Annotated in this window: 19 protein-coding genes and 1 pseudogene; 5 read left to right on the top strand and 15 right to left on the bottom strand. The window is 69.4% G+C overall.

What is annotated here, in order from left to right:
- Positions 1-198: 198 nt before the first annotated feature.
- From ACGFU7_RS24495 to ACGFU7_RS24475, 5 genes and pseudogenes are all read right to left on the bottom strand, one after another.
- Positions 199-1,908, bottom strand: coding sequence for an MFS transporter (locus ACGFU7_RS24495; RefSeq protein ID WP_393698259.1), 1,710 nt, complete (start codon positions 1,906-1,908; stop codon positions 199-201).
- Positions 1,909-2,092: 184 nt separating this feature from the next.
- Positions 2,093-2,830 (bottom strand): YoaK family protein, encoded by a 738-nt coding sequence (locus tag ACGFU7_RS24490; protein WP_393698257.1) that lies wholly within the window; start codon positions 2,828-2,830, stop codon positions 2,093-2,095.
- Positions 2,811-3,335, bottom strand: a complete 525-nt coding sequence (locus ACGFU7_RS24485) for a DoxX family protein (protein ID WP_393698255.1) — start codon at positions 3,333-3,335, stop codon at positions 2,811-2,813. The genes ACGFU7_RS24490 and ACGFU7_RS24485 overlap by 20 nt, the downstream gene beginning before the upstream one ends.
- 46 nt (positions 3,336-3,381) lie before the next feature.
- On the bottom strand, positions 3,382-4,044 hold the full coding sequence (locus ACGFU7_RS24480) for a hydrolase (RefSeq protein WP_393698253.1): 663 nt from the start codon (positions 4,042-4,044) through the stop codon (positions 3,382-3,384).
- 132 nt (positions 4,045-4,176) lie between these two features.
- Positions 4,177-6,067, bottom strand: a pseudogene (locus tag ACGFU7_RS24475) (amidohydrolase).
- A 416-nt stretch (positions 6,068-6,483) separates the two neighbouring features.
- Between ACGFU7_RS24475 and ACGFU7_RS24470 the strand changes: the two are divergent.
- Both ACGFU7_RS24470 and ACGFU7_RS24465 read left to right on the top strand, forming a co-directional pair.
- A complete protein-coding gene (locus ACGFU7_RS24470) occupies positions 6,484-7,455 on the top strand; it encodes an alpha/beta hydrolase (protein ID WP_393698251.1) in 972 nt (323 codons plus the stop codon).
- A gap of 55 nt (positions 7,456-7,510) precedes the next feature.
- The gene (locus ACGFU7_RS24465) at positions 7,511-8,233 is read left to right on the top strand and encodes an alpha/beta fold hydrolase (RefSeq protein ID WP_393698249.1); all 723 of its coding nucleotides are present in this window, start codon (positions 7,511-7,513) and stop codon (positions 8,231-8,233) included.
- Between the two features lie 106 nt (positions 8,234-8,339).
- Here the strand turns inward: ACGFU7_RS24465 and ACGFU7_RS24460 are convergent, their stop codons facing one another.
- Positions 8,340-9,467, bottom strand: coding sequence for a low temperature requirement protein A (locus ACGFU7_RS24460; RefSeq protein WP_393698247.1), 1,128 nt, complete (start codon positions 9,465-9,467; stop codon positions 8,340-8,342).
- Between the two features lie 50 nt (positions 9,468-9,517).
- On the bottom strand, positions 9,518-10,885 hold the full coding sequence (locus ACGFU7_RS24455) for a dihydrolipoyl dehydrogenase family protein (protein ID WP_393698245.1): 1,368 nt from the start codon (positions 10,883-10,885) through the stop codon (positions 9,518-9,520).
- Between the two features lie 243 nt (positions 10,886-11,128).
- On the opposite strand from ACGFU7_RS24455, the gene ACGFU7_RS24450 reads away from it, so the two are divergent.
- Both ACGFU7_RS24450 and ACGFU7_RS24445 read left to right on the top strand, forming a co-directional pair.
- Complete coding sequence (locus ACGFU7_RS24450) at positions 11,129-11,707, top strand: DNA starvation/stationary phase protection protein (RefSeq protein WP_329837051.1); 579 nt, start codon at positions 11,129-11,131, stop codon at positions 11,705-11,707.
- 152 nt (positions 11,708-11,859) lie between these two features.
- Positions 11,860-12,732 (top strand): LysR family transcriptional regulator, encoded by an 873-nt coding sequence (locus ACGFU7_RS24445; RefSeq protein WP_383958549.1) that lies wholly within the window; start codon positions 11,860-11,862, stop codon positions 12,730-12,732.
- Between the two features lie 382 nt (positions 12,733-13,114).
- Here ACGFU7_RS24445 and ACGFU7_RS24440 read toward each other — a convergent pair whose 3' ends face one another.
- From ACGFU7_RS24440 to ACGFU7_RS24410, 7 genes are all read right to left on the bottom strand, one after another.
- Positions 13,115-13,792, bottom strand: a complete 678-nt coding sequence (locus tag ACGFU7_RS24440) for a VOC family protein (RefSeq protein ID WP_393698242.1) — start codon at positions 13,790-13,792, stop codon at positions 13,115-13,117.
- A gap of 15 nt (positions 13,793-13,807) precedes the next feature.
- Positions 13,808-15,166 (bottom strand): MFS transporter, encoded by a 1,359-nt coding sequence (locus ACGFU7_RS24435; RefSeq protein WP_393698240.1) that lies wholly within the window; start codon positions 15,164-15,166, stop codon positions 13,808-13,810.
- A gap of 164 nt (positions 15,167-15,330) precedes the next feature.
- Complete coding sequence (locus ACGFU7_RS24430) at positions 15,331-16,305, bottom strand: amidohydrolase family protein (RefSeq protein WP_393698238.1); 975 nt, start codon at positions 16,303-16,305, stop codon at positions 15,331-15,333.
- Entirely contained in the window at positions 16,302-16,772 is a 471-nt protein-coding gene (locus ACGFU7_RS24425; RefSeq protein WP_383958557.1) for a hypothetical protein, read from the bottom strand. The genes ACGFU7_RS24430 and ACGFU7_RS24425 overlap by 4 nt, the downstream gene beginning before the upstream one ends.
- A gap of 59 nt (positions 16,773-16,831) precedes the next feature.
- A complete protein-coding gene (locus ACGFU7_RS24420) occupies positions 16,832-18,022 on the bottom strand; it encodes an FAD-dependent monooxygenase (protein ID WP_393698236.1) in 1,191 nt (396 codons plus the stop codon).
- Positions 18,019-19,419 carry an MFS transporter gene (locus ACGFU7_RS24415; RefSeq protein ID WP_393698234.1) on the bottom strand — a complete coding sequence of 467 codons (1,401 nt, stop codon included), beginning with the start codon at positions 19,417-19,419 and terminating at the stop codon, positions 18,019-18,021. The genes ACGFU7_RS24420 and ACGFU7_RS24415 overlap by 4 nt, the downstream gene beginning before the upstream one ends.
- A 102-nt stretch (positions 19,420-19,521) precedes the next feature.
- The gene (locus ACGFU7_RS24410; RefSeq protein WP_393698232.1) at positions 19,522-21,024 is read right to left on the bottom strand and encodes an aldehyde dehydrogenase; all 1,503 of its coding nucleotides are present in this window, start codon (positions 21,022-21,024) and stop codon (positions 19,522-19,524) included.
- Positions 21,025-21,322: 298 nt separating this feature from the next.
- Here ACGFU7_RS24410 and ACGFU7_RS24405 point away from each other — a divergent pair, with 298 nt between their 5' ends.
- Positions 21,323-23,089, top strand: a complete 1,767-nt coding sequence (locus ACGFU7_RS24405; RefSeq protein WP_393698230.1) for a helix-turn-helix domain-containing protein — start codon at positions 21,323-21,325, stop codon at positions 23,087-23,089.
- A gap of 69 nt (positions 23,090-23,158) precedes the next feature.
- Here ACGFU7_RS24405 and ACGFU7_RS24400 read toward each other — a convergent pair whose 3' ends face one another.
- The gene (locus tag ACGFU7_RS24400; protein ID WP_393698228.1) at positions 23,159-23,599 is read right to left on the bottom strand and encodes an ATP-binding protein; all 441 of its coding nucleotides are present in this window, start codon (positions 23,597-23,599) and stop codon (positions 23,159-23,161) included.
- Positions 23,600-24,372: the final 773 nt, after the last annotated feature.

The raw sequence follows: 24,372 nt of genomic DNA, 5'->3' as shown, positions 1-24,372 counted from the left end.
TCGAACTGCCATGGCTCGACGTTGAACAGGCAGTGCTGATTGCCATCACTCGCAACCCCGGAGATGAGGGTGCCCTGGCGTTCGACTACCGGACTGATCCCTCAGATCCCCGCATTGTCGGCGGTGACTACTGGACGGACCCCTTCTGTGCCAGTGGCGGGGTGCGCAGACGGGCATGTCGCCCATTGAGCCGCAGGCTTAGGCGTGGGCTGACTCGGACGTGCCCGTTCCTGGCCGTTCTCCCGGTGGGCATCGACGCCCCGGGGCCGTCATCGCGTCGCCCGTCTCGGGCACCACAGGTCCCGCGGCGGCGTCGAAGGCATGGGTCACCTCCGGCGCGGTGCCCTCGACAAGCAGTCGGCGGGCCCTCTCCTCGTGACGGCGGTCGGTGGCCGTGAGCCGGCTGTGGTGCTGGGCGAGATGCTCCGTCCAGGACGCGACCAGGTAGTTCTCGACGAACCGGCCCGGATCGCTGCCGTCCTGGTAGAGGCCCCAGGTGAGGGCTCCCGTGCGCCGGCGTGAACGCGCCACATGGTCCATGCACTCGATGAAGGCGGCCCTGTTCGCGGCCGCGATCCGGTACACGACGGAGACCAGCACGGGGCCGTCGGCCGGTCCGGGCTCGAACACCAGGGGCGGAACGGGCCAGTGGTCGGACGGGGACGGATCGATGCCGTCCGTGCCGTGCAGCGGCCAGCGGCGCACACTCACCGCTCCGAGCAGCAGCAGCCCGCTGCCGGCCAGAAGGGCGACGGTCAGCCCCGGCCCGTCGGCCAGCGCACCCCACAGGGGTGCCGCCAGCGCCTGCCCGCCCTGAAAAACCAGGAGATAGACGGCGAGTCCCCGGGCCCTGACCCAGCCGGGCAGCCGTGCCTGGACGGCCGCGTTGAGAGTGGACAGAACGCCGATCCAGGCCAGACCGGCGGGCAGCAGCACGACCGCCGCGAGCCATGGGACCCGGACCGTGGCCAGTACCGCCAGGACTCCGGCGAAGACGAGGGCCCCTGCGGCCAGAGTGCCGTTGACGCCCAGAGTGCGGCGGATCGCGGGCAGTGCGAAGGCCCCGCTCACAGCACCGGCGCCGACCGCACCGAGGAGCAGCCCGTACCCGCCCGAGCCCAGGCCGAGGGAGCGGCTCGCGATCAGTGGAAGCAGCGACCACAGCGCGGCGCCGCCGGGGACGAACAGCATGGTGCGCAGCAGGACTCGGCGGACGCCGGGCGCGTTCAGTACATAGCGGCGGCCGGCGTGCAGAGCCGTCAGGAGCTTCTCGCCCTGAGCAGTCGGCGGTTGCGCCCCGGGCCGTCTCCACAGTGCGAGAACGGCCGCGGTGCCGAGGTAGGAGGCGGCATTGAAGGCGAAGACCCAGCCCGCGCCCGCTGCCGCAACCACCGCTCCCCCGAGTGCCGGGCCGAGGGCGCGAGCGAGGTTCATGTTCACGGCGCCGAGCGCGGCCGCCTGTCCCAACTGGCGGCGTTCCACGAGTTCCGGCTGGATGGCCTGCCAGGCCGGGCCCATCAGAGCGGTGCCGCATCCCAGCAGGAAGGTGAGACCGAGCAGCAAAGCCGGAGTGAGCGCGTCCGTGAACGCCAGCACCGACAGCGTGGTGGAGACGGCGAGCATGGTGAACTGAGCGGCCAGCAGCACCGTGCGACGGTCGAAACGGTCGGCCAGCACACCAGAAGGCAGAGCCAGCAGCACGACAGGGAGACTGGACGCGGTCTGCACGAGCGTCACCAGGGCGGCGTCATGGCCGATCAGCAGCCACTGGGCGCCCACGGTCTGCATCCAACTGCCGATGTTGGAAACCAGTTGTGCGATCCACAGCGCCCGGAAGACACGCGCCGCGAGCGGGGCCCAGGCCGAATCGGACTTCGGGAAGTCTTTCGGTGACAGTGCAGTGTTCACGTCGGTCCCTAGCGGTACGGGGCACGGACACCTTGCTTCCGGCGGTGTCCCGGGTGCCGTGCGGGCATGGCCGAGGGTGGCCGCAGGGACGGTCACGGGTGCCCGTCGGCTGAGAGTGCAACGTCTGTGGTCCCGCGGCTCACCGACGAGGGCGCCGGCCCCTCCTGCGGGGCCGGCGCCGAGTTCACACCTGCGGCTTGACCCAGGGGGCGTCGGAGGCCGAGAGGCGGTGGGCAGCCGCGGACGTCACCACGATCAGCACCAATGTCAGGACCAGGACCAGGACGAGTCCGGTGTGTGCCAGAAGCACGGCGCCGGCGAGGGCTCCGAGGAATATGGCCAGTACGGACAGGATCCGCCGGCCGGGCCGGGGTGCGGCCCCGCCCGCCGGGGTGGAGTCCGCGGCCAGTCCCGTCAGGGTCAGGGTCAGCACGGTCGTGGTCAGGTCCGGGACCCCGAGGCGTCTGGCGACCGCGTTCTGCAGCCCCATGGCGAGCCCGAGGAGCACGATCAGGGCGTAACGGACCTCGGTGGTCACGCTGCCGTGCGAGACCACGGCCGTGATGACCGCCCCGGCGACGAGCAACGCCTGAAGCGCCGTGGCGAAAGCCAGCAGCCGCCCGCGGTGCTCCGCGAACCGGGTGCCGAACCGGCCTCCCGCCAGCGCGCCGACGAGGAACGCGGCCATCGACACGATGGAGGCGAGCACGGACAGGCCGTCGGCACCTGCCAGGGCGAACCCGAGGAATACCACGTTGCCGGTCATGTTGGCGACGAAGACGTGCCCGAGCCCCAGATAGCTGACGGCGTCGACCAGGCCGGTCGCCACTGTCAGTATCAGCATGAGTGGCGGCAACGGGCCGTGCCTGTCCCCCTTGGGCGGAGCCAGCGTGCGGGCCGCGTCAGTCAGCAGCTTGCGCATACTGAGTTGTTCCTTCCTTGACTGAGGGACGATGCAGCAGCACACGGGTGAGCAGTCCGCTCACCGGGCCGACCACGATGGCCACGACCGAGACCCACAGGGGCCAGGGGGTCAGCCCGAGGGCGTGATCGGCCGACCAGCGGCCGGGTCCGGTGAGGGCCAGGGCCGCGGAGGCCACGACGAGGACCATGGGGTACTCGTAGCCGTCGTTCTGGACCCAGAGCCCGTTGTGCCATTTGACGGTGCCGGCGACCGTCATCACTCCCATGGCGGCCATCGCCGCCGCGGGAGTGAGCAGACCGGCCGCCAGGAACAGGCCGGCGCCGATCTGGCTGCCGCCCGCGGCAAGCGCGGTGAGCCTGCCGCCACGGAAGCCGTCGTGGCGGAACTCCTCGGTTCCGCCCGCCAAGCCGTTGCCGCCGAAGCGGAAACTGACTTTCTGCATTCCGTGCCCGGCGATGAGGAGCCCCGCCACCAGCCGGAGGAGCAACAGTCCGGTGTCCATTCGTTCCTGCCTGTTCCTGACGTTCCGTCGATGCTCAGGTGATGGGTCAGCCGGCCGCGTGGGCGCCGATGACGGCCTGCGCGTAGACCAGGCCAAGGCCGTAGGCCCCGCCGTGCTCCTTCACCACCTCCGTGACGGGGACGTACGTCTCCGTCCGCGCCCAGTCGCGCTGGAGCTCAAGGAGCACCTGCACCCAGGTCACCGGAATCGCGCCGCCCTGGACCATGCGCTGGATGGCGTGCTCGTGCGCCTGCGGGCTGACGCCGCCGGACGCGTCCGTGACGACGTAGACCTCGTAGCCCTGGGAGATGGCGGAAAGGGTGGGCAGTACGACGCAGACCTCGGTCCACAGCCCGGCAATGACGAGCTTCCTGCGGCCCGTCGCCTTGACGGCCTCGACGAAGTTGTTGTCCTCCCAGGCGTTCATCGTGGTGCGGTCGATGATCTTCTGGTCGGGGAAGACAGCGGCCAGCTGCGGCATGATCGGACCCGAGAAGGACTCGGCGGCCACGGTGCTCAGGACCACCGGAACGTCGAACACCTTGGCCGCCTTGGCCAGGCCCAAGGTCGAGTTGATGATCGCGGTGCGGTCGCCGCTGCCGGTGCCGAAGAACATCTGCGGCTGGTGGTCCACGAACAGCACGGCGCAGTTGTCGGGGGTCAGCAGGTCGGGACCGGGGGCGGCGGTGACTTCGGAGATGTTGACCATGAGAGGGCCTTTCCATGAGTGATGTGATCGCGGACGGGCGTCCGCTGCTGGGCGAAGCCGTCCGTTCGACGGCAATAGGTGGGGGGTGGTGTCCCGGGAGGGGCGGCTCGTGACCGGGCCTCTCCCGGGAGATCAGAGCGAGAAGCAGGGGTCGAAGACCGCGCTCTCGGTATCGGGGGCCAGACCTCGTCGGGTGCGCCACTGTCGGTGCTGCTCCGACTCCGCGACGGCCTGGCCGAGCAACTCGGCCTGGCAGGCGCCCGACGAGCCGGTGCCGGGCGTGGACTGGTAGCCGCCGAAGTGTGCGACCGGGCTCCACTCGGGGCTGACCGGCGGCAGTTCCTCGTCGAGGCCCTCGTACTCGGCGGCGGCGTAAACGATGCGGCCGCCGACGACCGTCAGCAGGGACTCGATGTGCACGATGTCCGGCTCGGGCACGGCAAAGTAGTCCTCGGACAGGACCGCGAGGTCGCCGAGGCAGCCCGGGCGCAGGACGCCCTTGACGTCCTCCTCGCCGGTCAGCCGGGCCCCTGCTTCGGTGAACATCGACAGCGCCGTCTGCCGGTCGACTCGGTTGTGCGGCGGGCGCATGACCAGGTCGCCGACGGTGCGGCGGGTGATCAGCCAGTGCAGGGCGACCCACGGGTTGTAGGTCGAGACCCGGGTGGCGTCGGTGCCGGCGCCGACGGTCAGACCGCGCTCCAGCATCGCCCGGATCGGAGGGGCGTCCGCTGCGGCGCCGGGGCCGTAGCGGCGTACGAACGCCTCGCCCTGGAAGGACAGGCGATTCTGCACGGACATGGCGCCGCCGAGGGCGGCGATGCGGTCGAGGCTGTCCGCAGAGACTGTCTCCGCATGGTCGAACAGCCACCGGTTTCCGGCCGGGAATAGTCCTTCCGCGGCCAACTTTTCGAATATTGCGAGATCGCGTCGGATGGTGTCGTCGTAGGTGGCGTGCAGCCGGAATCCCCAGCCGTTCTCCATGAGCAGACGTACGGCCTTCTCGAATTCTGTCTCATAGCCGGGAGCGAGTTCCGGGCGCGGCTGGGCAAAGTTCTCGAAATCTGCTGCCGCCCAGGTGAGATTCTCTCCCGCACCGTTGAGGCGGAGCCATTCATCCCCGTCCTCGGGGCGGGCCATTTCGATCCAGCGGGCGAGGTCGTCGATTTCCTGACCGGCGGTCTGCGGGAAAAGATGGTAGGCGATGCGCAGCGAAAGTTGACCGGCCTTGGCCAGTTCGACGACCGTGCTGTAGTTGTCGGGGAAATTCTGGAATCCCCCCGCTGCGTCGATCGCCGACGTGAGCCCGAACCTGTTCAGTTCCCGCAGGAAGTGGCGGGTGGAGGTCTTCTTGTCCTCGCCCTCCAGCACCGGGGCCTTGGCCAGAGTCGAGTAGAGGATCAGAGCGCTCGGGGCGGCCAGCAGCATACCCGTGGGCTCACCGTCCCGGCCCCGTACGATCTGACCACCCTTCGGATCGGGGGTGTCCCTGGTGTATCCGGCGGCCTTGAGCGCAGCCCGGTTGAGCACCGCCGACTGGTACAGGTGCAGAACGAACACCGGTGTGTCCGGCGCGGCGGCATTCAACTCGGCGACGGTCGGCAGCCGCCGTTCGGCGAACTGCTCGGCCGACCATCCCCCCACCACCCGGACCCACTGGCCCTTCGGCGTGCGGGCCGCCTGTTCACGCAGCATCGCCAGGCCCTGGCGCAGCGTGCGTACGCCGTCCCAGCGCAGCTCCAACACGTAGTTCAGCCCACCCCGGATGACGTGCAGGTGGGAGTCGTTGAGGCCGGGGATCATCCGGCGGCCGAGGGCGTCGACCACCTTCGTGGCCGAGCCGACATGGGGGGGCCACGTCCTTGTCGTCGCCGACGACCGTGATGACGCCGTCCCGTATGGCGATCGCCTCGGCCTGCGGGCGCCCCGGGTCTCCGGTGTGGATCTTCGCGTTGCGGACAATGAGGTCCGCTGCGTCGTCGGTGGCGCTGGGAACCAGCCCACCGACCGGCATCGTGGACACCTTTAGACAACCTCCTGCGGCATGAACAGCGTCGATTTCCATCTGCATCGACTTCCAACTGCGGCGACAGCGGCGGGCAGAGAGAATCGGGAGAACACGCAATCAATGCGTCTACGCTCAACCGAAATTAATTCCGGGTAGGCCTTCTATGCGATGCACAACACCAACTCCGGCAGCCCGCAACTGCTTCGCCCCCAGGCTATTTCGAGCCGATGCATCCGTGTGTCCCGACAGTGCACAGCATTCGTCCCGACAGTGCACTGCGTCCCGTTTCCATGCGTTGTGAGGTCAAACCCGGTGCACTGACGGTCAATCTCCGCCGTCTTCAGGGTTTTAGCGTAAGGATCGACGGCCCCGCAGATCTCCATGTCTGGCCCGGAGGGGCCGGAACATCACATGAAACTCAGGAGATTCACATGTCCAACGTTGTAGAGCCGGTGCAGCCGGTGCTGGAGCCGGCGGCAGCTGCTTTTGCCGAAGCGACCGCCAATCCGCCCTATCTGTTCGACCTGCTGCCCGCCGAGGGCCGTAAGGCGGTCGACGAGGTGCAGTCCGGCGAGATCGACAAGCCGCAGATCGACGAGGAATGGATCACCGTCTCGGGCGGTCCGACGGGCAGCGTCCGCGCACGCATCGTGCGCCCCGCCGGCGTGGAAGGGACCCTGCCGGTGATCCTCTACATCCACGGCGCGGGCTGGGTGTTCGGCAACGCCCACACCCACGACCGCCTCGTACGCGAACTCGCCGTCGGCGCGAACGCCGCCGTGGTCTTCCCCGAATACGACCTCTCCCCCGAGGCCCGCTACCCGGTCGCCATCGAGCAGAACTACGCGGTCGCGAAGTGGGTCGTCCAGCAGGGCGCGTCCAAGAACCTGGACGGCTCGCGGCTGGCCGTCGCCGGCGACTCCGTCGGTGGCAACATGAGCGCCGCACTGACCCTGATGGCCAAGGAACGCGGCGACGTCCCGCTCGTGCAGCAGGTGCTGTTCTACCCGGTCACCGACGCGAACTTCGACACCGGCTCCTACCACCAGTTCGCGGAGGGCTACTTCCTGCGCCGCGACGGCATGCAGTGGTTCTGGGACCAGTACACGACCGACGAGGCCGACCGCGCCCAGATCACCGCCTCCCCGCTACGGGCCACCACCGAACAGCTCACCGGCCTGCCGCCGGCCCTGGTCATCACAGGCGAGGCCGACGTGCTGCGCGACGAGGGCGAGGCCTACGCCAACAAGCTGCGCGAAGCCGGCGTCCCCGTCACCGCCGTGCGCTTCCAGGGCATCATCCACGACTTCGTCATGCTCAACGCCCTCCGCGAGACCCACGCCGCCCAAGCCGCCATCACGCTGGCCGCCGACACCCTGCGCACCGCGCTCCACGCCGGCTGACACCGCGCTCCACGCCGACCCGATAGCCCCCGACAACAGGGAGAACAACCCGAACATGACCACGAACCCCATCCCCACAGCTGTTCTCGTGCACGGAGCCTTCGCGGACGCCGCCAGTTGGACCGGGGTCATCGCGGAACTGCAGAACCACGGCATCCCCGTGGTCGCGCCGCCGAACCCGCTGCGCGGCCTGGCGTCCGACGCCGCATACATCGCGTCCGTGGCTGCTCAGATCGACGGTCCGGTGGTGCTCGTCGGCCACTCCTACGGCGGTGCGATCATCTCCGTGGCAGGCGCCGCGGAGAACGTCGTCGGGCTGGTCTACGTAGCGGCCTACGTCACCGAAGAGGGCGAGAGCCTGGGCGAGTTGCAGAGCCGCTTCCCCCTCTCGCCGCTCGTCAGCAACCTGAAGGAGGCGACGTACCCCGCGGAGGGATCGGAGCCTGCCGTCGAAGTCACCATCAAGGCCGAGGCGTTCCCGGACATTTTCGCCGCCGACGTCCCGGCTGCCGCCACCAAGGTCCTTGCGGTGGCGCAGCGTCCACTGGCCGCCTCGGCATTCACGGAGACGGCCTCGGCCGCCGCGTGGAAGACCAAGCCTTCCTGGGCGCTCGTGGCCGGCGCGGACCAGGCGATCAACCCCGAGGTCGAGCGCTTCGGAGCCGAGCGGGCCGGGGCGACGATCGTCGAGATCGAGGGCGCCTCGCACGCCGTGGCCGTGTCCCGGCCCAAGGAGGTCGCCGAACTGATCCGCGATGCGGTACGCGCGACGAGCTGACGAGGCGCGGGCAGTAGGGCGGCCGCGCGGCGGCACTCACCACACGGTGGGTGCCGCCGCGCGGCCTTCGGTCCCGGCACAGGGTGAGATCTCGCCGCGGGCTCCTTCACCGGCGCTCCACCGTGACCACCACGGCCAGGACCGCCAGCAGCGCACCGGCGGCGAGGGCTGGTGCCGGGAAGAAAGCGGCCAGCAGGACGCCGACCGCGGCGACGGGATACGGAATCCACTCGGTCACGGTTCTTTGATGGGGCCGGAGGTGTACGGCCCAGACGGTGATCAGGAAGACGGCCGCGGGGACGGTGACCGCCGCGCCCGCGGCCAACGGCGAGGCGTCCGTGCGTCGCGTGACGTGATCGGCGTACGCGGCCAGGCCGGCTCCCTCGGCGGTCGCCGAAGCGAAGATCAGGTAGTGGCCGTAGGCCCAGGTGAATCTCCTGCGGTGGGCCTGGTGCGTCGTGGCAAGCAGGGTGTGCGCGGATCTTGCGAAGTACAGCCACCACATGGCGTAGGCCATGAACAGGCCCCCGGCCGCCACCGCGTACAGCGAGCCGGTGCCGTGGTGCCGGTCGAAGGCGCCCCGGACGGCGACGGTGGCCGCCGCGACGGACTCTCCGAGGACGATGAGGGTGAAGAGTTCGTAGCGCTCGGCAATGTGGCGCGGATGCCATGGGGTCATCCCGGCGGACTGCGCCCACACCGGGACGGAGACCTCGGCGATGATCAGCACCACAATGCCCGGCAGCCGCGCCGATGCCGGGAGACCGAGCAACCCGACCCACCCGATCTGGCATATCGTCACCCCAACGGCGAAGCGCAGGGTGGTCGGCCGCCGAGCGGGGTCGGACCACGCGGCGCGCAGCCACAGGGCGGCCAGCGCCGTGCGCAGCACGACGTATCCGATGGTGATGACCCGCAGGTCACCCTCCTCGAACGCGCGGGGAACGCCTGCGGCGAGCACGAGCGACCCCGTGATCTGGACCAACACCGTCAACCGGTACGGGACGTCGTCCGGGTCGTAGGCGGAAGCGAACCAGGTGAAGTTCATCCACGCCCACCAGATGGTGAAGAAGACCAGCGCGAAGCGCAGGACACCGGTGGCGTACTCCCCGTCGGTCAGCGCCTCGTGCAGACTCCCGGACGCCTGCGCCACCGCGATCACGAAACACAGGTCGAAGAGAAGCTCCAGCGAGGTGGCGGCCCTGTGCGGCTCGCCGGGGTCGCGGCCCGGCATGGTGCGCCATCGCCTGGGCGCCGGGGCCGCGTGGGCGATCGAGGGGCGGCTCAGCGGAGGGCTCCGAGCGCGGCCTCGACCGTCCGGTGGAAGGTGGGATACGTGTAAATCATGTGCTGGAGCCGGTCGACGGGTATCTCGGCGTGGACGGCCACGTTCAGTCCGTAGAGCACCTCGCCTCCCGCCGGCCCCGCCGACGTCGCGCCGATCAACACACCCCGGTCCGCGTCCTCCACAAGCTTGATGAGCCCCTCGTTGCCCGGCCCGTGGATCCAGCCTCGCGTGGAGAAGGCGATGGGCAGCACACTGGTGCGTACCCGCAGCCCCCGCTCACGCGCCTGCCGCTCCGTCAACCCGACGGCCCCGATCTCCGGATCGGTGAAGGTGACGCGGGGCAGCGCCCGGTAGTCGGCGTCGGGACCGGGCTGCCCGAGGATGTCCCGGACGGCGATCTGCGCCTGGTACATCGACACATGGGTGAAGGCGCCTCGGCCTGTGATGTCGCCGACCGCCCACAGCCCCTCCCCCGCCCGCATCTGCCCGTCCGTGTTCACGGCTCCCGCCGTTGGATCCAGCCCCATCGTGTCGACCGCCAGTGCGGCCAGGTCGGTGTGGCGCCCGGTGGCGACCAGAAGCCGTTCGGCACGAAGCGGCTCCCCGTCACCCTCAAGGCAGACGGTGAACTCGGTGCCGTCATGGCTGACCTGCCGTGCCCGAGCACCCGTGAGTACGGTGACTCCGTCCGCCCGCAGTACCTCCGCGGCCAGCTCCCCGGCTTCCGGTTCCTCCTGCGACAGCAGCCGGTCCTGCCCCTCGATCACCGTGACCGCGCACTTGAAGCGGGCGAAGACCTGGGCGAGTTCGACACCGATGGCGCCCCCGCCGAGCACGACCATCGACTCCGGCAGCTCCTTGGCCGCCATGGCATCCCTGTTGGTCCAGTACGGCGTTGCCTCGAGGCCCGGCACCGGGGGGATCCGGGGCCGCGTGCCGGTGGCCAGCACGACACCGCGCCGGGCTTCGAACGTGCGGTCGCCGACCGCCACCCGGCGCGGCCCGGAGAGACGGCCCGTCCCCCGGACGAGCCGGCCGCCCTTGGCCGCGAGACGGCCGGCGGCGGCCTGGTCGTTCCAGTCGTCAGTGGCCTCGCCGCGGATACGCCCGGCGACCCTGCCCCAGTCCGGAGTCACAACCGCTTCGCCGGCGAGGGCGGGCACCCGGCCCGCCTCGGCGAGCAGATTCCCGGCCCTGATCATCATCTTGCTGGGCACGCACCCCCAGTACGGACACTCGCCCCCGACGAGTTCCGCCTCGACCCCCACCACGTCCAGCCCAGCTTCGGCCAGCGTGCCCGCGACGTACTCACCACCCGGCCCCAGCCCGACAACCACCACATCCGCCTGCTCGTTCGCGCTCATGCCTGCCTCTCCTCGTTCCTCGGGCTCCACGGACGTGGGCCGTCCTGCCGAGGCTAGATCGGCCGGCCGAAGGCCCGTGCCCGACAGCGCACGGGGGCTTGCCCGAAAGCGAACGCCTGGCACGGGACACCGCGCACTGTGCACTGGCGGACACCACCGCATGCGCTCCCGGTCAATGCGCCCTGCGTCGGGGCACCTAGCGTCACTCGGGAACGCACAGCACGGCACCACAGGAGGCGAACCATGACCACCAGTACCAAGCCCGTGAGCAGCAGCCAGCCGTGGCTGCACCAGAGGGGCGAGGTGATCCAGGAGTTCGGCACCGTCAAGCAGTTTCCGATCGGCCTGTCCTACGAGGCGCGGATGTACTCCTGCCAGCGCCTGAACAAGGTCCTGGCGGACACTCAGATCCTCTACGGCCTCTACAAAAAGCATCACTGGCTGATGCGCGGCGCGACCTTCTACCAACTGCACCTGGTCCTCGACAAGCACGCGGGGGAGCAGCTGGAAATCGTCGATACCATCGCCGAACGCGTCCAGTCCCTGGGCGGCGTCGCGGTGGGCGACCCCAGGCACGTCGCGGAGATCACATCGATCCCGCGGCCTCCGGACGGAGTGGAGGAAGTGCCGGCGATGCTGTCACGGCTGCTGGAAGCCCACGAGACCATCCTCGTCGAGGCCCACGACGCTGCCGCCCGGACCGGTGAGCTGGGTGACGACGGCACCAACGATCTCCTGGTCTCACAGGTGATCAGGACCGGGGAACTGCAGGCCTGGTTCCTGGCCGAGCATCTGGTCGACACCCCGCTCGTCCGCGCCTGAAGGATCCCGCCGGTCCGCGTCTGAAGGTGCCGGAGCGCGTGCCTGAAGGAGCATGAGCCGGCCCCGGACGACGACGTCTTCCGCATACGATGCAGCAAGGATCGAAGATCGTCGTCTCTGTATTGGACGGAGCGCTGTTTGATCGGGAGCGGATGATGGATCTGCGGCAGATGGAGGTCGTCGTCGCGGTGGCGGATGCGGGCGGGTTCACGGCGGCGGCAAGGCGGCTGCACGTGGTCCAGTCCGCCGTATCCAGCACGGTCCGGGGCCTCGAACGTGAGCTGGGCACGCCGTTGTTCGACCGCACGACGCACCGCGTCGCCCTGACACCGGCGGGTGAGGCGTTCGTCCCGGCCGCACGCGCGGCGCTCCGCGCCGCCGAACTGGCACGGGAGGCGGTCGACGCCGTACAGGGACAGCTGCGCGGGCGGGTGACGGTCGGCACAATGCAGGGGGTCTGGGCGGGTCTCCACCACGCCCTGGCCGCGCTGCGGGCGGAGCACCCAGGTGTGGTGGTCCAACTGAGGCAGGCGGCGGTGGCCGACATCCGGCAGGCGCTGCGCGAGGGAACGGTGGATCTGGCCGTGGTGGCGCTCGACCGCCAACAGCAGCGAGGACTGACGACCCGGCTGCTGTCCCGCGAGGAGATGGTGCTGGTTGTGTCGTCCCGGCGGGTCATCGCCGGGACGACACCGAACGGCGAGGTCCGACTCGCCGACGTCGCCCGGTTGCCGATAGTGGACTTCACACCCGGCTGGGCCATCCGCTACGCGGTCGATCGGGCCTTCCGTGCCGCAGGCGTCGACCGCAGCACGACATTCGAGGTGAACGACATCGTCGCGGCAGCCGAACTGGTCCGCAACGACTTGGGCATCTGCATCATGCCCAAGTCGATCGCAGCCCGCTTCCCCGATCTGCCTCAGTACCGGTTCGACCGGCACGCGCCGAACTGGAAGATCATGGTGGTGAGACCTCCCGGCGAGGCACCCCCGGCAGTCGCCGCGCTGCTGCGGCACATCACCTGACGGCGAGGCGGCTCACGACCCGAGCCTCGCGGCTTCTCCTCACACCCAGCCTCGCTGCCGGCCGATCCCACCGCGAATTTCGCCCAAGAAACCGGCACCCGCCGGCCCACCGTCGCTGCCTGTCGACGCAGGACGCCCCTTGGCACCGCGTCGACGGCCATCCCACCAACAGCCGGGCCCGAGGTCAGCCGTGCCCGCTGGGCGCCGGCGCCGTTCCGCGGTCGCGGCTCACGGCGTATCACCGCTGCAGCCCCGGACAAGCTGGTTTCCCGGGCGCGGGGCGTAGGCAGGCCGTCCGCCCGGCTCCGAATTGGCCGAGTGAGTCGGAAGCGCGGTCCCCGTGGCGACTATCTGCGGGTGCGCGGTGCGGGACCAAGTGGGCTCACGCACATTGCCGAGGCTCGGTGACCGCCGTGCGGCGGATCACCACCTCACCCTCGTCCGTGGCGACGGCGACCGCGTACAGGCCGGGACGTCCGCCGTTGTACTTCAAGGAAAGGTCGGCGGCGCCGTCGCCCAGCCACGCACGCATGTCCGCCGCGGTGCCACCGACCTCCATCCAGGTGATGCCCTGGGGCGTGTTCCGCTGCCCGTTGCGCGGTTGGGCGGCCGGGTGTTCGGCGAGGTCTTCGATCAGGAACACGTTGGGCACTCCTCGCTGCCAGCAGGGAATGGTCTCGGGAACGCGGATCGCGTTGCGTTGCACGCCGTCCGTCCGCTTGCGCAGCGGTTTGTCTATGATGTCGGTGCCGAAGTGCTCGGCCAGCTTCTCCAGCTCGTCGCGCGAGTCGACCCGCAGGCACCAGCCGATGAACACGTCGCCGCCCTCGATCTGGTCGTAGAACCAGCGGGCGTTGGGGTTGGTCTGCGGTGCGTAGGCGTCGATGACGCTCTCTACCTCGATGTACTGGTCCGGTCCCAGCGGGACGATGCGGTTGGCGATGCCGAGGTGGGGGAACCAGCCCCCCTCGTACTGTCCGAACCCCGTTTCCTCGCAGAGCTGTTCGGTGCCCGCGTAAATGTTGCGGGATCCCAGCGAGATGTGGTCGATCGTGAGCAAGGTGTTCGTCCTTCGTCAGTGAGCGGTGACTTCTTCGATGTCACCGCGGTGTGAGATGGGGGTGGGGGAGGTGGCGCCGCGCGTCCGTATCCGGTTGCCGGTCACGGTGACGACGGCACAGCCGATGAGCGAGGCGGCGATGAAGTACAGGCCGCTGTTGTAGTTTCCGGTCGCGTCGCGCAGCCACCCCACGATGTAGGGGGCCAGGAAGCTGCCGATGTTGCCGAGCATGGTGGTGAGGGCGATGCCGACGGACATGGCGACGGGCCCGCGCAGGTGTCCGACCGGGATCTGCCACATGAGGAAGAGGGCCGCATAGATACCGGACGTGAGCAGGACCGTACCGAGCAGGGTGAGCCACAGGCCGGTGGTGTTGGCGGCCAGTACGGTGCCGGCGGCGGCCAGCAGCGCACCGCAGGCCACGTGCCACACCCGCTCGTTGCGCCGGTCCGAGCTGGACACCCACAGGAGGGAGACGAGCGTCGCGGGGATGTAGACGGCCCCGGACAACAGGCCCGTCTGGAGCACGCTCAGCTTGGTGTGGGCCTGCTGGGCGAAGCCGGTGATGATCAGCGGAAGGAACGAGGTGATGGCGACGAAGCCGACCCACAGGAGGCTGACGCCCACGGAAAGGGTGACCAGGCGGAGGTCACGCAGGCGCTGGAGGACGTCGCTGAACCGGATCTTCAGCTTCTCTGTGGCGGTCTCCGCCGTGGTGACCCGCAGCAAGGCTTCCCGTTCCGGCTCCGTGAGCCACGGGGCGGTCGCCGGAGAGTCGGTCAGGAAGCGAAGCAGTACCAGACCGAGGATGATCGTCGGCACTCCCTCCAGGATGAACATCCACCGCCACCCGGCCACTCCCATCACGCCGTGGGCGTACTGGATGATCGCCGCGGACAGCGGCGTTCCCAGGATCGCGTAGAACGGCAGACACACCAGAGCGGTGACCCGGCCGCGCATCCGCGGCGGGAACCAGATCGTCAGATACATCAGCATGCCGGGGAGCATGCCTGCCTCGACGGCACCCAAGGCGATTCTGCTCGCGATGAGGCTGCCCTCGCCCTGGATCAGGCTCGACAGAACGGCGACGACGCCCCAGGACATCGTGAGCAGACCGAGCCAGCGCCGAGGGCCCAGCTGGTTGAGTGCCAGGTTGCCGGGGACCTGCAGGGCGATGTAACCGGCCGAGAAGATCCCGGTGGCGAAGCCGAAGGCGGAGACGCTGATGCCGAGATCGGCGTTCATGGTCAGCGCGGCGGTCCCGAGGTTGACCCGGTCGAGGTAGCCGGCCGTATAGAGGAGCAGGACCAACGGGCCCAGTCGTCTGAGGGCCTTTCTGACCGCCTGGCGCTCGGCCAGGGAAGAGTCTGACACAGTGGGTTCCCTTCTCGGAACGGTCTGTCCGCTGGTCTCAGCGGTGGAGGGGGCTACGTCGTGCCCGTGCCACCCGGCGCACGGCAGTCGCCGGGTGGGTTCGTACGGGACCGCTCACGGTGGAGGAGCCGCAGCGCGGGGATGAGTGGGTGCCGCCGGGCCCGTCACAGTCCTAGAAATGCCCGCGCGTTGGCGGTGAGGGTCCCGGCGTCAGGTCCGTGGTCGGTGGCAAAGCCGACCGGATCCTGCTGAGCCATGTCGAAGGGATAGTCGCTCCCGCACACGATCGCGTCCGTGGTCGCGTGCGCGGTCAGCAGCCCCAACAGCCCGGGATCGTGGGTGACGCTGTCGAAGAAGAGCTCGCCGAAAACCTCCTCCGGCGGGCGGGTCGAGTGACGCCGCACATCGGGCCGGGTGTGCCAGCCGTGCGTCCACCGACCGAGCAGCCCCGGTGCGCATCCGCCGCCGTGTACGAAGCAGATCCGCAGCCTCGGCAACTCCTCCTTGACGCCGCCCAGGATCAGGGCGGCAACGGCGGTGGCGCTTTCGACGGGGTTGCCGATGAGGTTGGAAAGGTAGTGCTCCGACCACTCCGGCCGGGGCAGTTGCATCGGATGGACAAGCACGGCCAGGTCGAGGTCGGCAGCGTCGGCGAGCATGTGGCGCAGCGGGCCCCGATCCAGCGAGCGGCCTGCGAGCAGCGGCGGTATCGCGATCCCGGCGATGCCGCCGGTACGAGCCAGCCGCTCCATCTGGGCGCGGGCCTCGTCGGCGTCACCGAGACTCACCATGCCGAGCCCCACGAGCCTGCCGCCGGCGTCGGAGACCACGGCGGACAGCGCGTCGTTGAACGCCGTGGCATACTCACCGGCCCCCGGCACGCCTCCCACGGGGAACGCGAACGGCGGTGCGGACAGGACCCGCACCCCCACACCCGCGGCGCGCATGTCCTTGAGGATCGCGGGGACATCACTCATCGCCCGGGTCGGAATCGACAGCGGGATTTCGCCGAGGTGGAGTTCGCCGTCGCGGTCGTGCATGCGCCCGTACGGAGCCCCCGGAGGGAGGTGGAACAGCTCGGTGGGCAGCCAGTGGGCATGGACATCGATGACGCCCTCGGCGAGCGGGGCGCTGATCACGCCTGTCCCTCCTGTCGGCCGTCCGGCCCGTGGCCGTGGATGTCCAGCGGCGCGTTCGAGCTGTCGAGGTGCTCGATGGTGGTGAAGACGAGCTCGGTGTCGCCGACGTTCTCGATGTCATGCAGCAGGTATTCGCCCAGGCCGAAGGTGAAGTGGCGGGTCTCCCCGGCGTTGTAGGAGACCTCCCTGGTGGTGCCGTCGTGCGTGTGCTGGCGGCTGCGTCCCGCATTCACTGCGGTCCAGAAGTAGTCCAGGACGTGTCGGTGGGCGTGCCAGCGCTCGCCTGGTGCGAGCCGTATCTCCCACACCCGCACCCGCGGCGTCTCGCTCAGCAGCCGGGAGCCGACCCAGCCGTCGTGAGAATGCGCCTCGAACTCCTCGCGCAGTTCCTGCGACCATCCGTCGAACCCGGTGGCGACGAGGTCTCCCGCCAGGGGCAGGTCCGACAGAAAAGCGTTGCTGGTCATTGCTCCTCCATGTGGTGGTTCGTGGGCTCTTGGTGTGCGTGGCGGGCCGACGGTCGGCGTCATCGCCCGGGGCCGTAGAGACCGAACCGCAGGCTCGGGTCGCCGGCGGTCCACGTGTTCGAGAACTGGGAGCGCTCGCCCATGGCGACGACCCGCTCCAGCAGTCGCGCGCTGAGTTCGAGCTGGATCGGCTCCCACTTGCGCAGGGCGGCGCTGATGTCGCCCTGCGTCTCCTCCAGCGCGGCGGTGAGGGCCCAGGCGTCGGCGGCCGCCTTCGCGGTGCCGGCCGCGGCGTGGGGCCGGGCGGCGCATGCCGCGTCGCCGATCAGGGCCACCCGGCCCTCCGCCATCCGCGACGAGCGCGCGTCGGAGACGACCTGGATGTACGGCGTGGCCGTCGAGGTCACGACCTCGGCCGCCGCGGGCGACAGCATCCGCCCTGCGGCCTGGCGCATCTCCTCGACGTAGCGGTCCTGGACCTGTGAGGGGTGGACCGACACCGTGCCGGGGAAGCCGCGCTTGTCGATCAGCATCTCGGACAGCTCGGGCCCCGTGGACACGTTTCGGTACCAGACGTAGTTCATGAGCCGGTCCTGCGGACCCGTCCCGCCTTCACCGGGGATCGGGTACAGCGTGATGTGCGAGTGGGGCACCACGGTGTAGGTGATGGAGTCCTTCAGCAGTTCACGGGTGCCTTCGGAGAGTTCCTTCTCCGGGACTGTGCCGCGCCATCCGATGTAGCCGGAGTAGGTGAGAGCCGCAGTCGGGTCGAGGCGCTCGCGGCCGATGGAGGTGATTCCGTCGGCGAAGACCACCAGGTCCGCGGTCACCTCACGCCCGCTCACGAACCGCACGGTGACGGATCGGTCGTCCTGGTCGAACCCGCAGGCGTACTCACCCAGGTGGTAGTGCTCCTGCCCGAAGTCGCCGAGCAGGGCGCGGTAGAACGTCCCCCACGACGTGTAGCTCCACGTCCGTCGCTCGCGATGGACTATCCGGTTGTCGGGGTCCAGGTACTGCACGAAGTCGGTGGACGTGCTGAGGCCCTCCGGGTGCTGTTCGCTGCGCTCGGTGAACCAGCGCAGGGTGTCCGGCTGCAGTACGATGCCGCTTCCGCGTCCGTCCAGGGCGGTGGGAGTCCGCTCGAAGACATCGACCGTGAAGCCCAGGTCGCGCAGGAGGAGCGCCGTGGTGAGGCCGCCGATCGACCCCCCGATGACTGCCGCAGTCGCGCCGTCGTATGCGTTCATGTGTACATCTCCTTGCTGGTGATCGACCCGGTCGGCGGCTCCGCCTGGTCCGGGCCGAGGTCGAGGGGTTCGCTCGGGAGTTCGGCCCCGCGGGTCTCGGGCGCGAAGATGAGACCGGCGACCGCGATCAGGCCGACCGCCGCGACACAAGTGGTCGCCAGGCCCAGGTCTCCGCCGAACCACGAGACGGCGATGACGCCGGCCACAAGCGGGCCCGCCGCGGTGATGAAGCGGCCGATGCTGTTGCACAGGGCCATTCCGGTGGCGCGCACACTGGGCGGGAAGAGTTCGGGGCCGTAGACGAAAGTGCCCGACAGGGCGCCGAACAGGCCGAATCCGACGACCGGCAGGGTAAGCAGGAACTCGCCGTAGGTGTGCTGGAAGGGGAAGAGATAGCCGACGCTTACGGCGGAAACGGCGAAGCTGATGGCGAAAGCCCTGCGCCGCCCGACGGCGTCGGCGAGGAAGCCCCACGAGGCGTAGCCGAGGACGCCGCCCGCGTTGAACAGCATCGAGGCCACCGCGACGTGGCTGTTGGAAGTCGCCAGGGACAACGCGTCATCGGCGGCGAGCCGGCGGATGATCTGGGGGTACCAGGTCGACACGCTCCAGAAGGCGATCAGCGAGCCAGTGGCCAGCGTCGTGCAGATCGCCGTCCGGCTCAGGAACGGTGCGGCGAGCAGTCGGCGCAGGACGAACCGGTCCGCCGCGGCAACCTGGCCCTGTTCCTTCCGCATCCGGCGTGCCGCGATGGCACCCTGGATCTCCGGTGGCTCCGGAACGTAGCGGCGAATGAACCACACGAGGAGGGCAGGCGCCACCGCGATGCCCAGCATCAGCCGCCAGCCGTGCCCGCCCAGCAACTGGTAGGCGAGCGCGGCGACGAAGAAGCCGGCGGCGTAACCGGACATCATCACGCCACAGGCACGCGCCCTGTAGCGGTTACGCCACACCTCGGCCACCAGTGCGGCCCCGACCGGGGCCTCGACGCCTGAGCCGAGCCCGGCGACGAACCGCAGCACGCCGAGTTGCCACCACGTGTCGGCGAACGCCGCCAGCGCGGTGAACACCGCATAGGTGACGATGCCCGCGGACAGCACCCGCACCCGTCCGAAGTAGTCGGCGAGAACGCCGAACAGGATCCCGCCTGCCGCCCAGCCGGCGAGGAAAAGGGCTACGGTCAGCCCGCCGTACAGTCCGATACCGCTCGTGTTCACCGCGATGCCGCTGTGCGGCAGCAGTTCGGTCATGGCCGGGCCGAGGACCAGTGCGTAAAGGCTTCCGGCGAAGCCGTCCAGGGTCCAGCCCAAGGTCGTCCCCAGGAGGACGAGCCATTGCATCCGGGTGATCTCCGTGCGCCAGCTCTCGGGAGGCTGGTCGACCTGCATGTTCGACATGGGTGGGGTCCTTCGTTGGACGTTGCCGGACAGGAGACGCTGTCGGCACCAGTGGGAAACCGTGTGTGAGGGTGCAGGGGGTGACGCCTGGAAAGCCGCCGGTCAGTTGAGACGGCCTGGCTCAGTGCTGCCGTACCAGTCGACGTCGTCCGCGGCGGTCCGCACCACGACGGTCTTGACCCAGGTGAAGTCGTCGAAGGACTCCTGACCGGCGTCCCGCCCAGTGCCGGACTCCTTGACCCCGCCCCACGGCAGCGACGGCTCCAGCCGATGGTGGTCGTTGACCCACACCATCCCGGCGACGACCCGGTCCGCGACGCGGTGACCACGACCGATGTCACGAGTCCAGATGCCGGCCCCGAGCCCGAACCGGTTGTCGTTGGCCATCGCGACCGCGTCGTCCTCGCCGTCGAAGGGCACGACGACCGCGACCGGCCCGAAGATCTCCTCGCGTGTGACGGTCATGGACATCGTGGCGTCGGCCAGCACGGTGGGCTGCACGTAGAAGCCGGAGCCGAACTCGGCCGGCAGGTCGGGTACGCCCCCGCCGGCGGCGATCCGGGCCCCCTCCTGGGTACCGGTCGCGATCAGACGCAGGACCTTGTCCCGCTGGACGCTGCTGATCAGCGGTCCCAGCTGGGTACCCGGCTGCGCCGGGTCACCGATCCGGATCGCCGACGCCCGGGCACTCAGCGCCTTGACGAAGGCGTCGTAGATGCCACGCTGGACGAGGAACCGCGAACCGGCGACACAGGACTGGCCGGCCGCCACAAAGGCGGCGAACGCCGCCCCCTCGGCTGCGACCAGCGGGTCGATGTCGTCGAAGACGATGATCGGGGTCTTGCCGCCGAGCTCCGCGGTGACGCGGGCGAAGCGGGCCGCCGTGGCGACCGCCGCCGCCCGGCCGGCCTCGGTGCCACCGGTGAGCGTGATCTTGGCGACGTCGGGGTGGCCGGTGAGCCGTTCGCCCACCTCGCGCCCACCGGTGACCACCGTGACGACATCCTCGGGCAGTCCGGCATCGCGCAGGATGTCCACCAGCGCCAGTGTGGTCAGCGGCGTCATCTCGGAGGGCTTGACCACCACGGTGTTCCCGGTGGCCAGCGCGGCGGACAGACTTCGCGCGAGGATCAGCAGCGGATGGTTGAACGGGGTGATGATGCCGCACACACCGAGCGGGGACCTACGCTGGTAGGTGAGGTATGGGCCGTCGCTGGGCAGGACTGCGTCCCGCTGGGCGGCCAGCAGACCCGCGTTGTAGCGGAACCACTCCGGGACACGGGCGAGTTGTGCCCTGGTCTCGGTGATGGGACGGCCGTTGTTCCGCGTCTCCAGCTGGAACAGCGTCTCGGTGTGTGCCTCGATCGCGTCGGCGAACCGCAGCAGGTGCCTGGCCCGCTCGCTGCGCGGCATGCGCGGCCACGGACCGGACTCGAAGGCCGTCCTCGCCACCTCCACCGCCTTGTCCACCTCACAGACCGTGCTGTCCGGGACGGTGCGGATCACCTCGCCGGTGGCCGGGTTGATGATCGCCCTTTCGCGGCGAACAACGGCGTCGACCGGCGTCGCGGCAGCGTCAGGGCACAGGGTCTTGGTCTCGTTCATGGGCTGTCCTTACGACGGGCACAGGGCTGCACGTTTCGGCGTGGCAGGGAAACGAGCCCTGTCCGCGCCCCGATGCAGCGGCGTGCGGTCGAGTATGGGGACAGGATTCATGTATCTCTATGTCTGATCAGATACATTCGAGACCGATGTATGTCGTCACCGACACCCTGGGCCGTGCCATGCTGAGTACATGTCGCCGCTGTCATGGGAAGGTGCGGACCCTGCCGGGTCGAGCAGAAGCGAGTCGCACACCGAACTGCGGCGCTGGCTTGAGGCCGTGCAGGCATTGAGTAGTGCGGTGAGTTCCGGACGAACCCTGCGCGAGGTCCTCGACCTCGTTGCGGACACGGCGCGGTCCTTGCTGGGGTTCGACTTCTGCGGAGTCCTGATTCCTGACGGCTCCGGGCGGAACCTTGTGATCGAAGGATGGAGCGGACTGTCGGCCGAGTACGTGGCGCGCGTCAACTCGGACCGTCCGGTGCAGTTGCGCGGGGACAGCCTTCACCACGCACCGTCGAGTCAGGCCTTTCGGTCGGGTGCGCCCGTCGCGGTGCGGGACATCGCCAGGGAGCCGCAGTTCACGCCATGGGGCGGGGTCGCGGAGGAGCAGGGTTACCGGTCCATGCTCTCGGTGCCGCTCGTCGCCGGCGGGGAAGTGGTCGGCACGCTCAACAGCTACCACTCGGTCGTCCACGACTTCACCGACCACGAAATCGAGCGGCTCACCTTGCTGGCCAACCACGCCGCGATCGCGCTCACCGCGGCACGAATGGTCGACGAACTCCAGCAGCTGAACGTCTCGCTTCGCCGCCAGCGCGACCTGCTGACGAAATCGGAACGCATCCACGAACGCCTCCTGTCGGTCGCGCTCCGTGCCGGTGGGCTCGGCGGCATCGTCACGACGCTGGCGGAACTCGTGTCGCGGCCCGTACTCGTCGAGGACGCACGGGGCACCGTGCTCGCCCAGACCGGCCCTCTCACGGAGTTGCCGGACGCCGACGTACGAGCTGCGCTGCCACTGCGTGTGGACCAGTCCGAGCCGCACGTGCTCGGCGCCGGCCTCGTCCGCGAGCACGGCGGCTATCTCGCTGCCACCGTCCGGCTGGCGGGGGAGGTAGTCGCCCGGGTGTGGCTGCCGCGCGGTGCCGGGGGGGTCTCACCACTCGACGAACGAGCCCTCGAACACGCCTCGATCGTGATATCGCTCGAACTGTTCCGGTTGCGCACCGGAACCGAGGTCGAGCACCGGCTGCGTGGCGAACTGCTCGCCGACATCCTGAGCGGTGCGTCTGCCGAATCCCGCCCATTGCGGGAGCGCGCCGACCGACTGGGGCACGACTTGTCCCGGCCCCACGCCGCCCTCGTCGGCCAACTCGACGTGGCGTCCGAATCCCGGCGCCCCCGGGCCTACGAGCGAGCACTGGCTGTGGTGTCCGAGTTCGCTGCCGCGTACACGCCGAGACCCCTCGTCGCCATGCACCAGGGAGCAGTGGTCGCGCTCTGGCCGTTGGACGGAGTTCGTACGGGAGCTGCAGCAGGCCCGGTCGGCGAGGCGGAGCACATGGGTGCCGTCGCCTCCTCGATACGGCGCGCGATGGCTTCGGTTCCGGGCGCCGAGGGAGCAACCGTCGCGGTGTCCGGCACCGAACAGCAGACCTTCCGGCAGGCGTACCGGACTGCTCGCGGAGCACTCAATGTGGCGCTGCGCACGGGGCGTTGCGACATCGTCGTGACGCCGGACGACCTCGGCGTCGCGGGCCTGCTTCTGCAACTCAACGACGCCCGGCAGCTGGTGGCCTTCGCCGACCGTACCTTGGCGGCGGTTCGGGAGCACGATCTGCGGCGCGGCACTCACTTGCTGCGGACGCTGCGCGTCTATCTGGACAGTGATCTCAGCCGGACCGAGGCCGCGCAGAGACTCAACGTCCATCCCAATACGGTGAGCCAGCGCCTGCGCCGGATCGAAGTGGTGGCCGACATCGACCTCTCCGCTCCGACAACCGTCGTGGAGGTCAGTGCGGCCCTCCTGCTCCTGGATGTCGCCGAGGGCGGACAGTCGGCCTGACCGGGAGCGAAGAAGCCGGACGGGGGGCGAGCTGGCGCAGTCCGCGCAGCAGGGTTTCCGGAATACGTCCTACTCGCTGTTGTCCCGAGCGGATCGGTGAGGCTGCGCCGGTGAGGGAACGGCGAGCAGGATGGCCATCCAAGCGATCTTCCCGCCGTCACCTGACCGACGGAAGCCCCATTTCCCTGCGGTGAGCTGATCGACGATGTGAAGCCCACGACCGCGTTCCGAAAGATCTTCATACAGCTCACCCCAAGCGCCCCCAGGTGCGTCCTGGCCGGACACGAGCGGTGCCGCTGCCGGGAACGCGGGGATCTGAGGGTCGCGGTCGTGGATCTCGCAGATGAGCTCTGTACCCGTGTGCCGCAGAGTCATCATGTACGGTCCGGCGGCGTGCTCCGTGGCGTTCGCTGCGAGCTCCGATGCGGCCAGCACGGCGTTGCTGACAGTCTCTCCCGAGAGTCCCGCTCGGTCCAGGGCATACCGGAAGGCCCGACGGGCCGAGGACACCGAGCCTTGTGTGCCGCTCGTCCAGGTGTACAGAGTGCAGTATCCCTTGCACACGTGCGTGCCGGGCGATGCCGGTGATATGGGTCGGGCGGGAACGTGGAGATCGTGGGACACGGAGGGACACCTTCTCGGGAAAAGATCCGGGGTGTTCACGCCAGGTGGAGGCGCGTCGTGTTGATCGAGCGGCCTTTTTCGCACTCTCACATGGGAAAAAACTGGAAAGGGTGCCCGTGGCTTCCACAGCTATGGCGATGATCCGAGACAACAGTCATCTCCTCCCGGCATGGCCGCAGTGAGGGATCCCGGGGAGCCGGCAGGTCGACCCGGTGGTCCGGCCCGGCATTGCCCACCGCAGCTCACCTCTCGACGCGGTGAGGGCAGCCGACCATCGGCAAGGAAATCAGCACCGGCTTCGCCGTCAGGGGCCACGTACTGCACCGTGATCACCACGTGACGGAGGTCGGCGGCGGCTCGTCAGGTCCTTGGACCGTCATCCTCAGCGGCGCCCAGGCCGGACCGGATCGCGGCGCTCGCCGTCCGGGTACCGCGCACGGGCGGTGCTTGCGGCACGGTCGTCGTCTTGGCCGATGCCCACGCCACCGAGGCTCCCTCCGCCACTCGGAGTCGGAACCGAGCGCTCGGATCCACGGAGTCCCAACCGAGGGCACTGTCACGTTGTTGGGTGTTTGGGTGTCTGACGGCTTGTCGGGGTGTGGTGGTGCCGGGTTCCGGGCCTGTGGTCAGGCCGTGGTGGGTCGGCTGGCAGCGCCGGT

The sequence above is a fragment of the Streptomyces sp. NPDC048473 genome (assembly GCF_043200155.1).
In the GTDB taxonomy this organism is placed as follows: Bacteria; Actinomycetota; Actinomycetes; order Streptomycetales; family Streptomycetaceae; genus Streptomyces.
This window is presented reverse-complemented; position numbering and strand designations above follow the sequence as displayed.

Coding starts and splice junctions, on each gene's coding strand:
- ACGFU7_RS24490 (WP_393698257.1), bottom strand. CDS start 2,830: ATGCGCAAGCTGCTGACTGACGCGGCCCGCACGCTGGCTCCGCCCAAG.
- ACGFU7_RS24415 (WP_393698234.1), bottom strand. CDS start 19,419: ATGTCGAACATGCAGGTCGACCAGCCTCCCGAGAGCTGGCGCACGGAG.
- ACGFU7_RS24455 (WP_393698245.1), bottom strand. CDS start 10,885: ATGAGCGCGAACGAGCAGGCGGATGTGGTGGTTGTCGGGCTGGGGCCG.
- ACGFU7_RS24480 (WP_393698253.1), bottom strand. CDS start 4,044: ATGGTCAACATCTCCGAAGTCACCGCCGCCCCCGGTCCCGACCTGCTG.
- ACGFU7_RS24460 (WP_393698247.1), bottom strand. CDS start 9,467: ATGCCGGGCCGCGACCCCGGCGAGCCGCACAGGGCCGCCACCTCGCTG.
- ACGFU7_RS24410 (WP_393698232.1), bottom strand. CDS start 21,024: ATGAACGAGACCAAGACCCTGTGCCCTGACGCTGCCGCGACGCCGGTC.
- ACGFU7_RS24420 (WP_393698236.1), bottom strand. CDS start 18,022: ATGAACGCATACGACGGCGCGACTGCGGCAGTCATCGGGGGGTCGATC.
- ACGFU7_RS24470 (WP_393698251.1), top strand. CDS start 6,484: ATGTCCAACGTTGTAGAGCCGGTGCAGCCGGTGCTGGAGCCGGCGGCA.
- ACGFU7_RS24450 (WP_329837051.1), top strand. CDS start 11,129: ATGACCACCAGTACCAAGCCCGTGAGCAGCAGCCAGCCGTGGCTGCAC.
- ACGFU7_RS24445 (WP_383958549.1), top strand. CDS start 11,860: ATGATGGATCTGCGGCAGATGGAGGTCGTCGTCGCGGTGGCGGATGCG.
- ACGFU7_RS24465 (WP_393698249.1), top strand. CDS start 7,511: ATGACCACGAACCCCATCCCCACAGCTGTTCTCGTGCACGGAGCCTTC.
- ACGFU7_RS24425 (WP_383958557.1), bottom strand. CDS start 16,772: ATGACCAGCAACGCTTTTCTGTCGGACCTGCCCCTGGCGGGAGACCTC.
- ACGFU7_RS24485 (WP_393698255.1), bottom strand. CDS start 3,335: ATGGACACCGGACTGTTGCTCCTCCGGCTGGTGGCGGGGCTCCTCATC.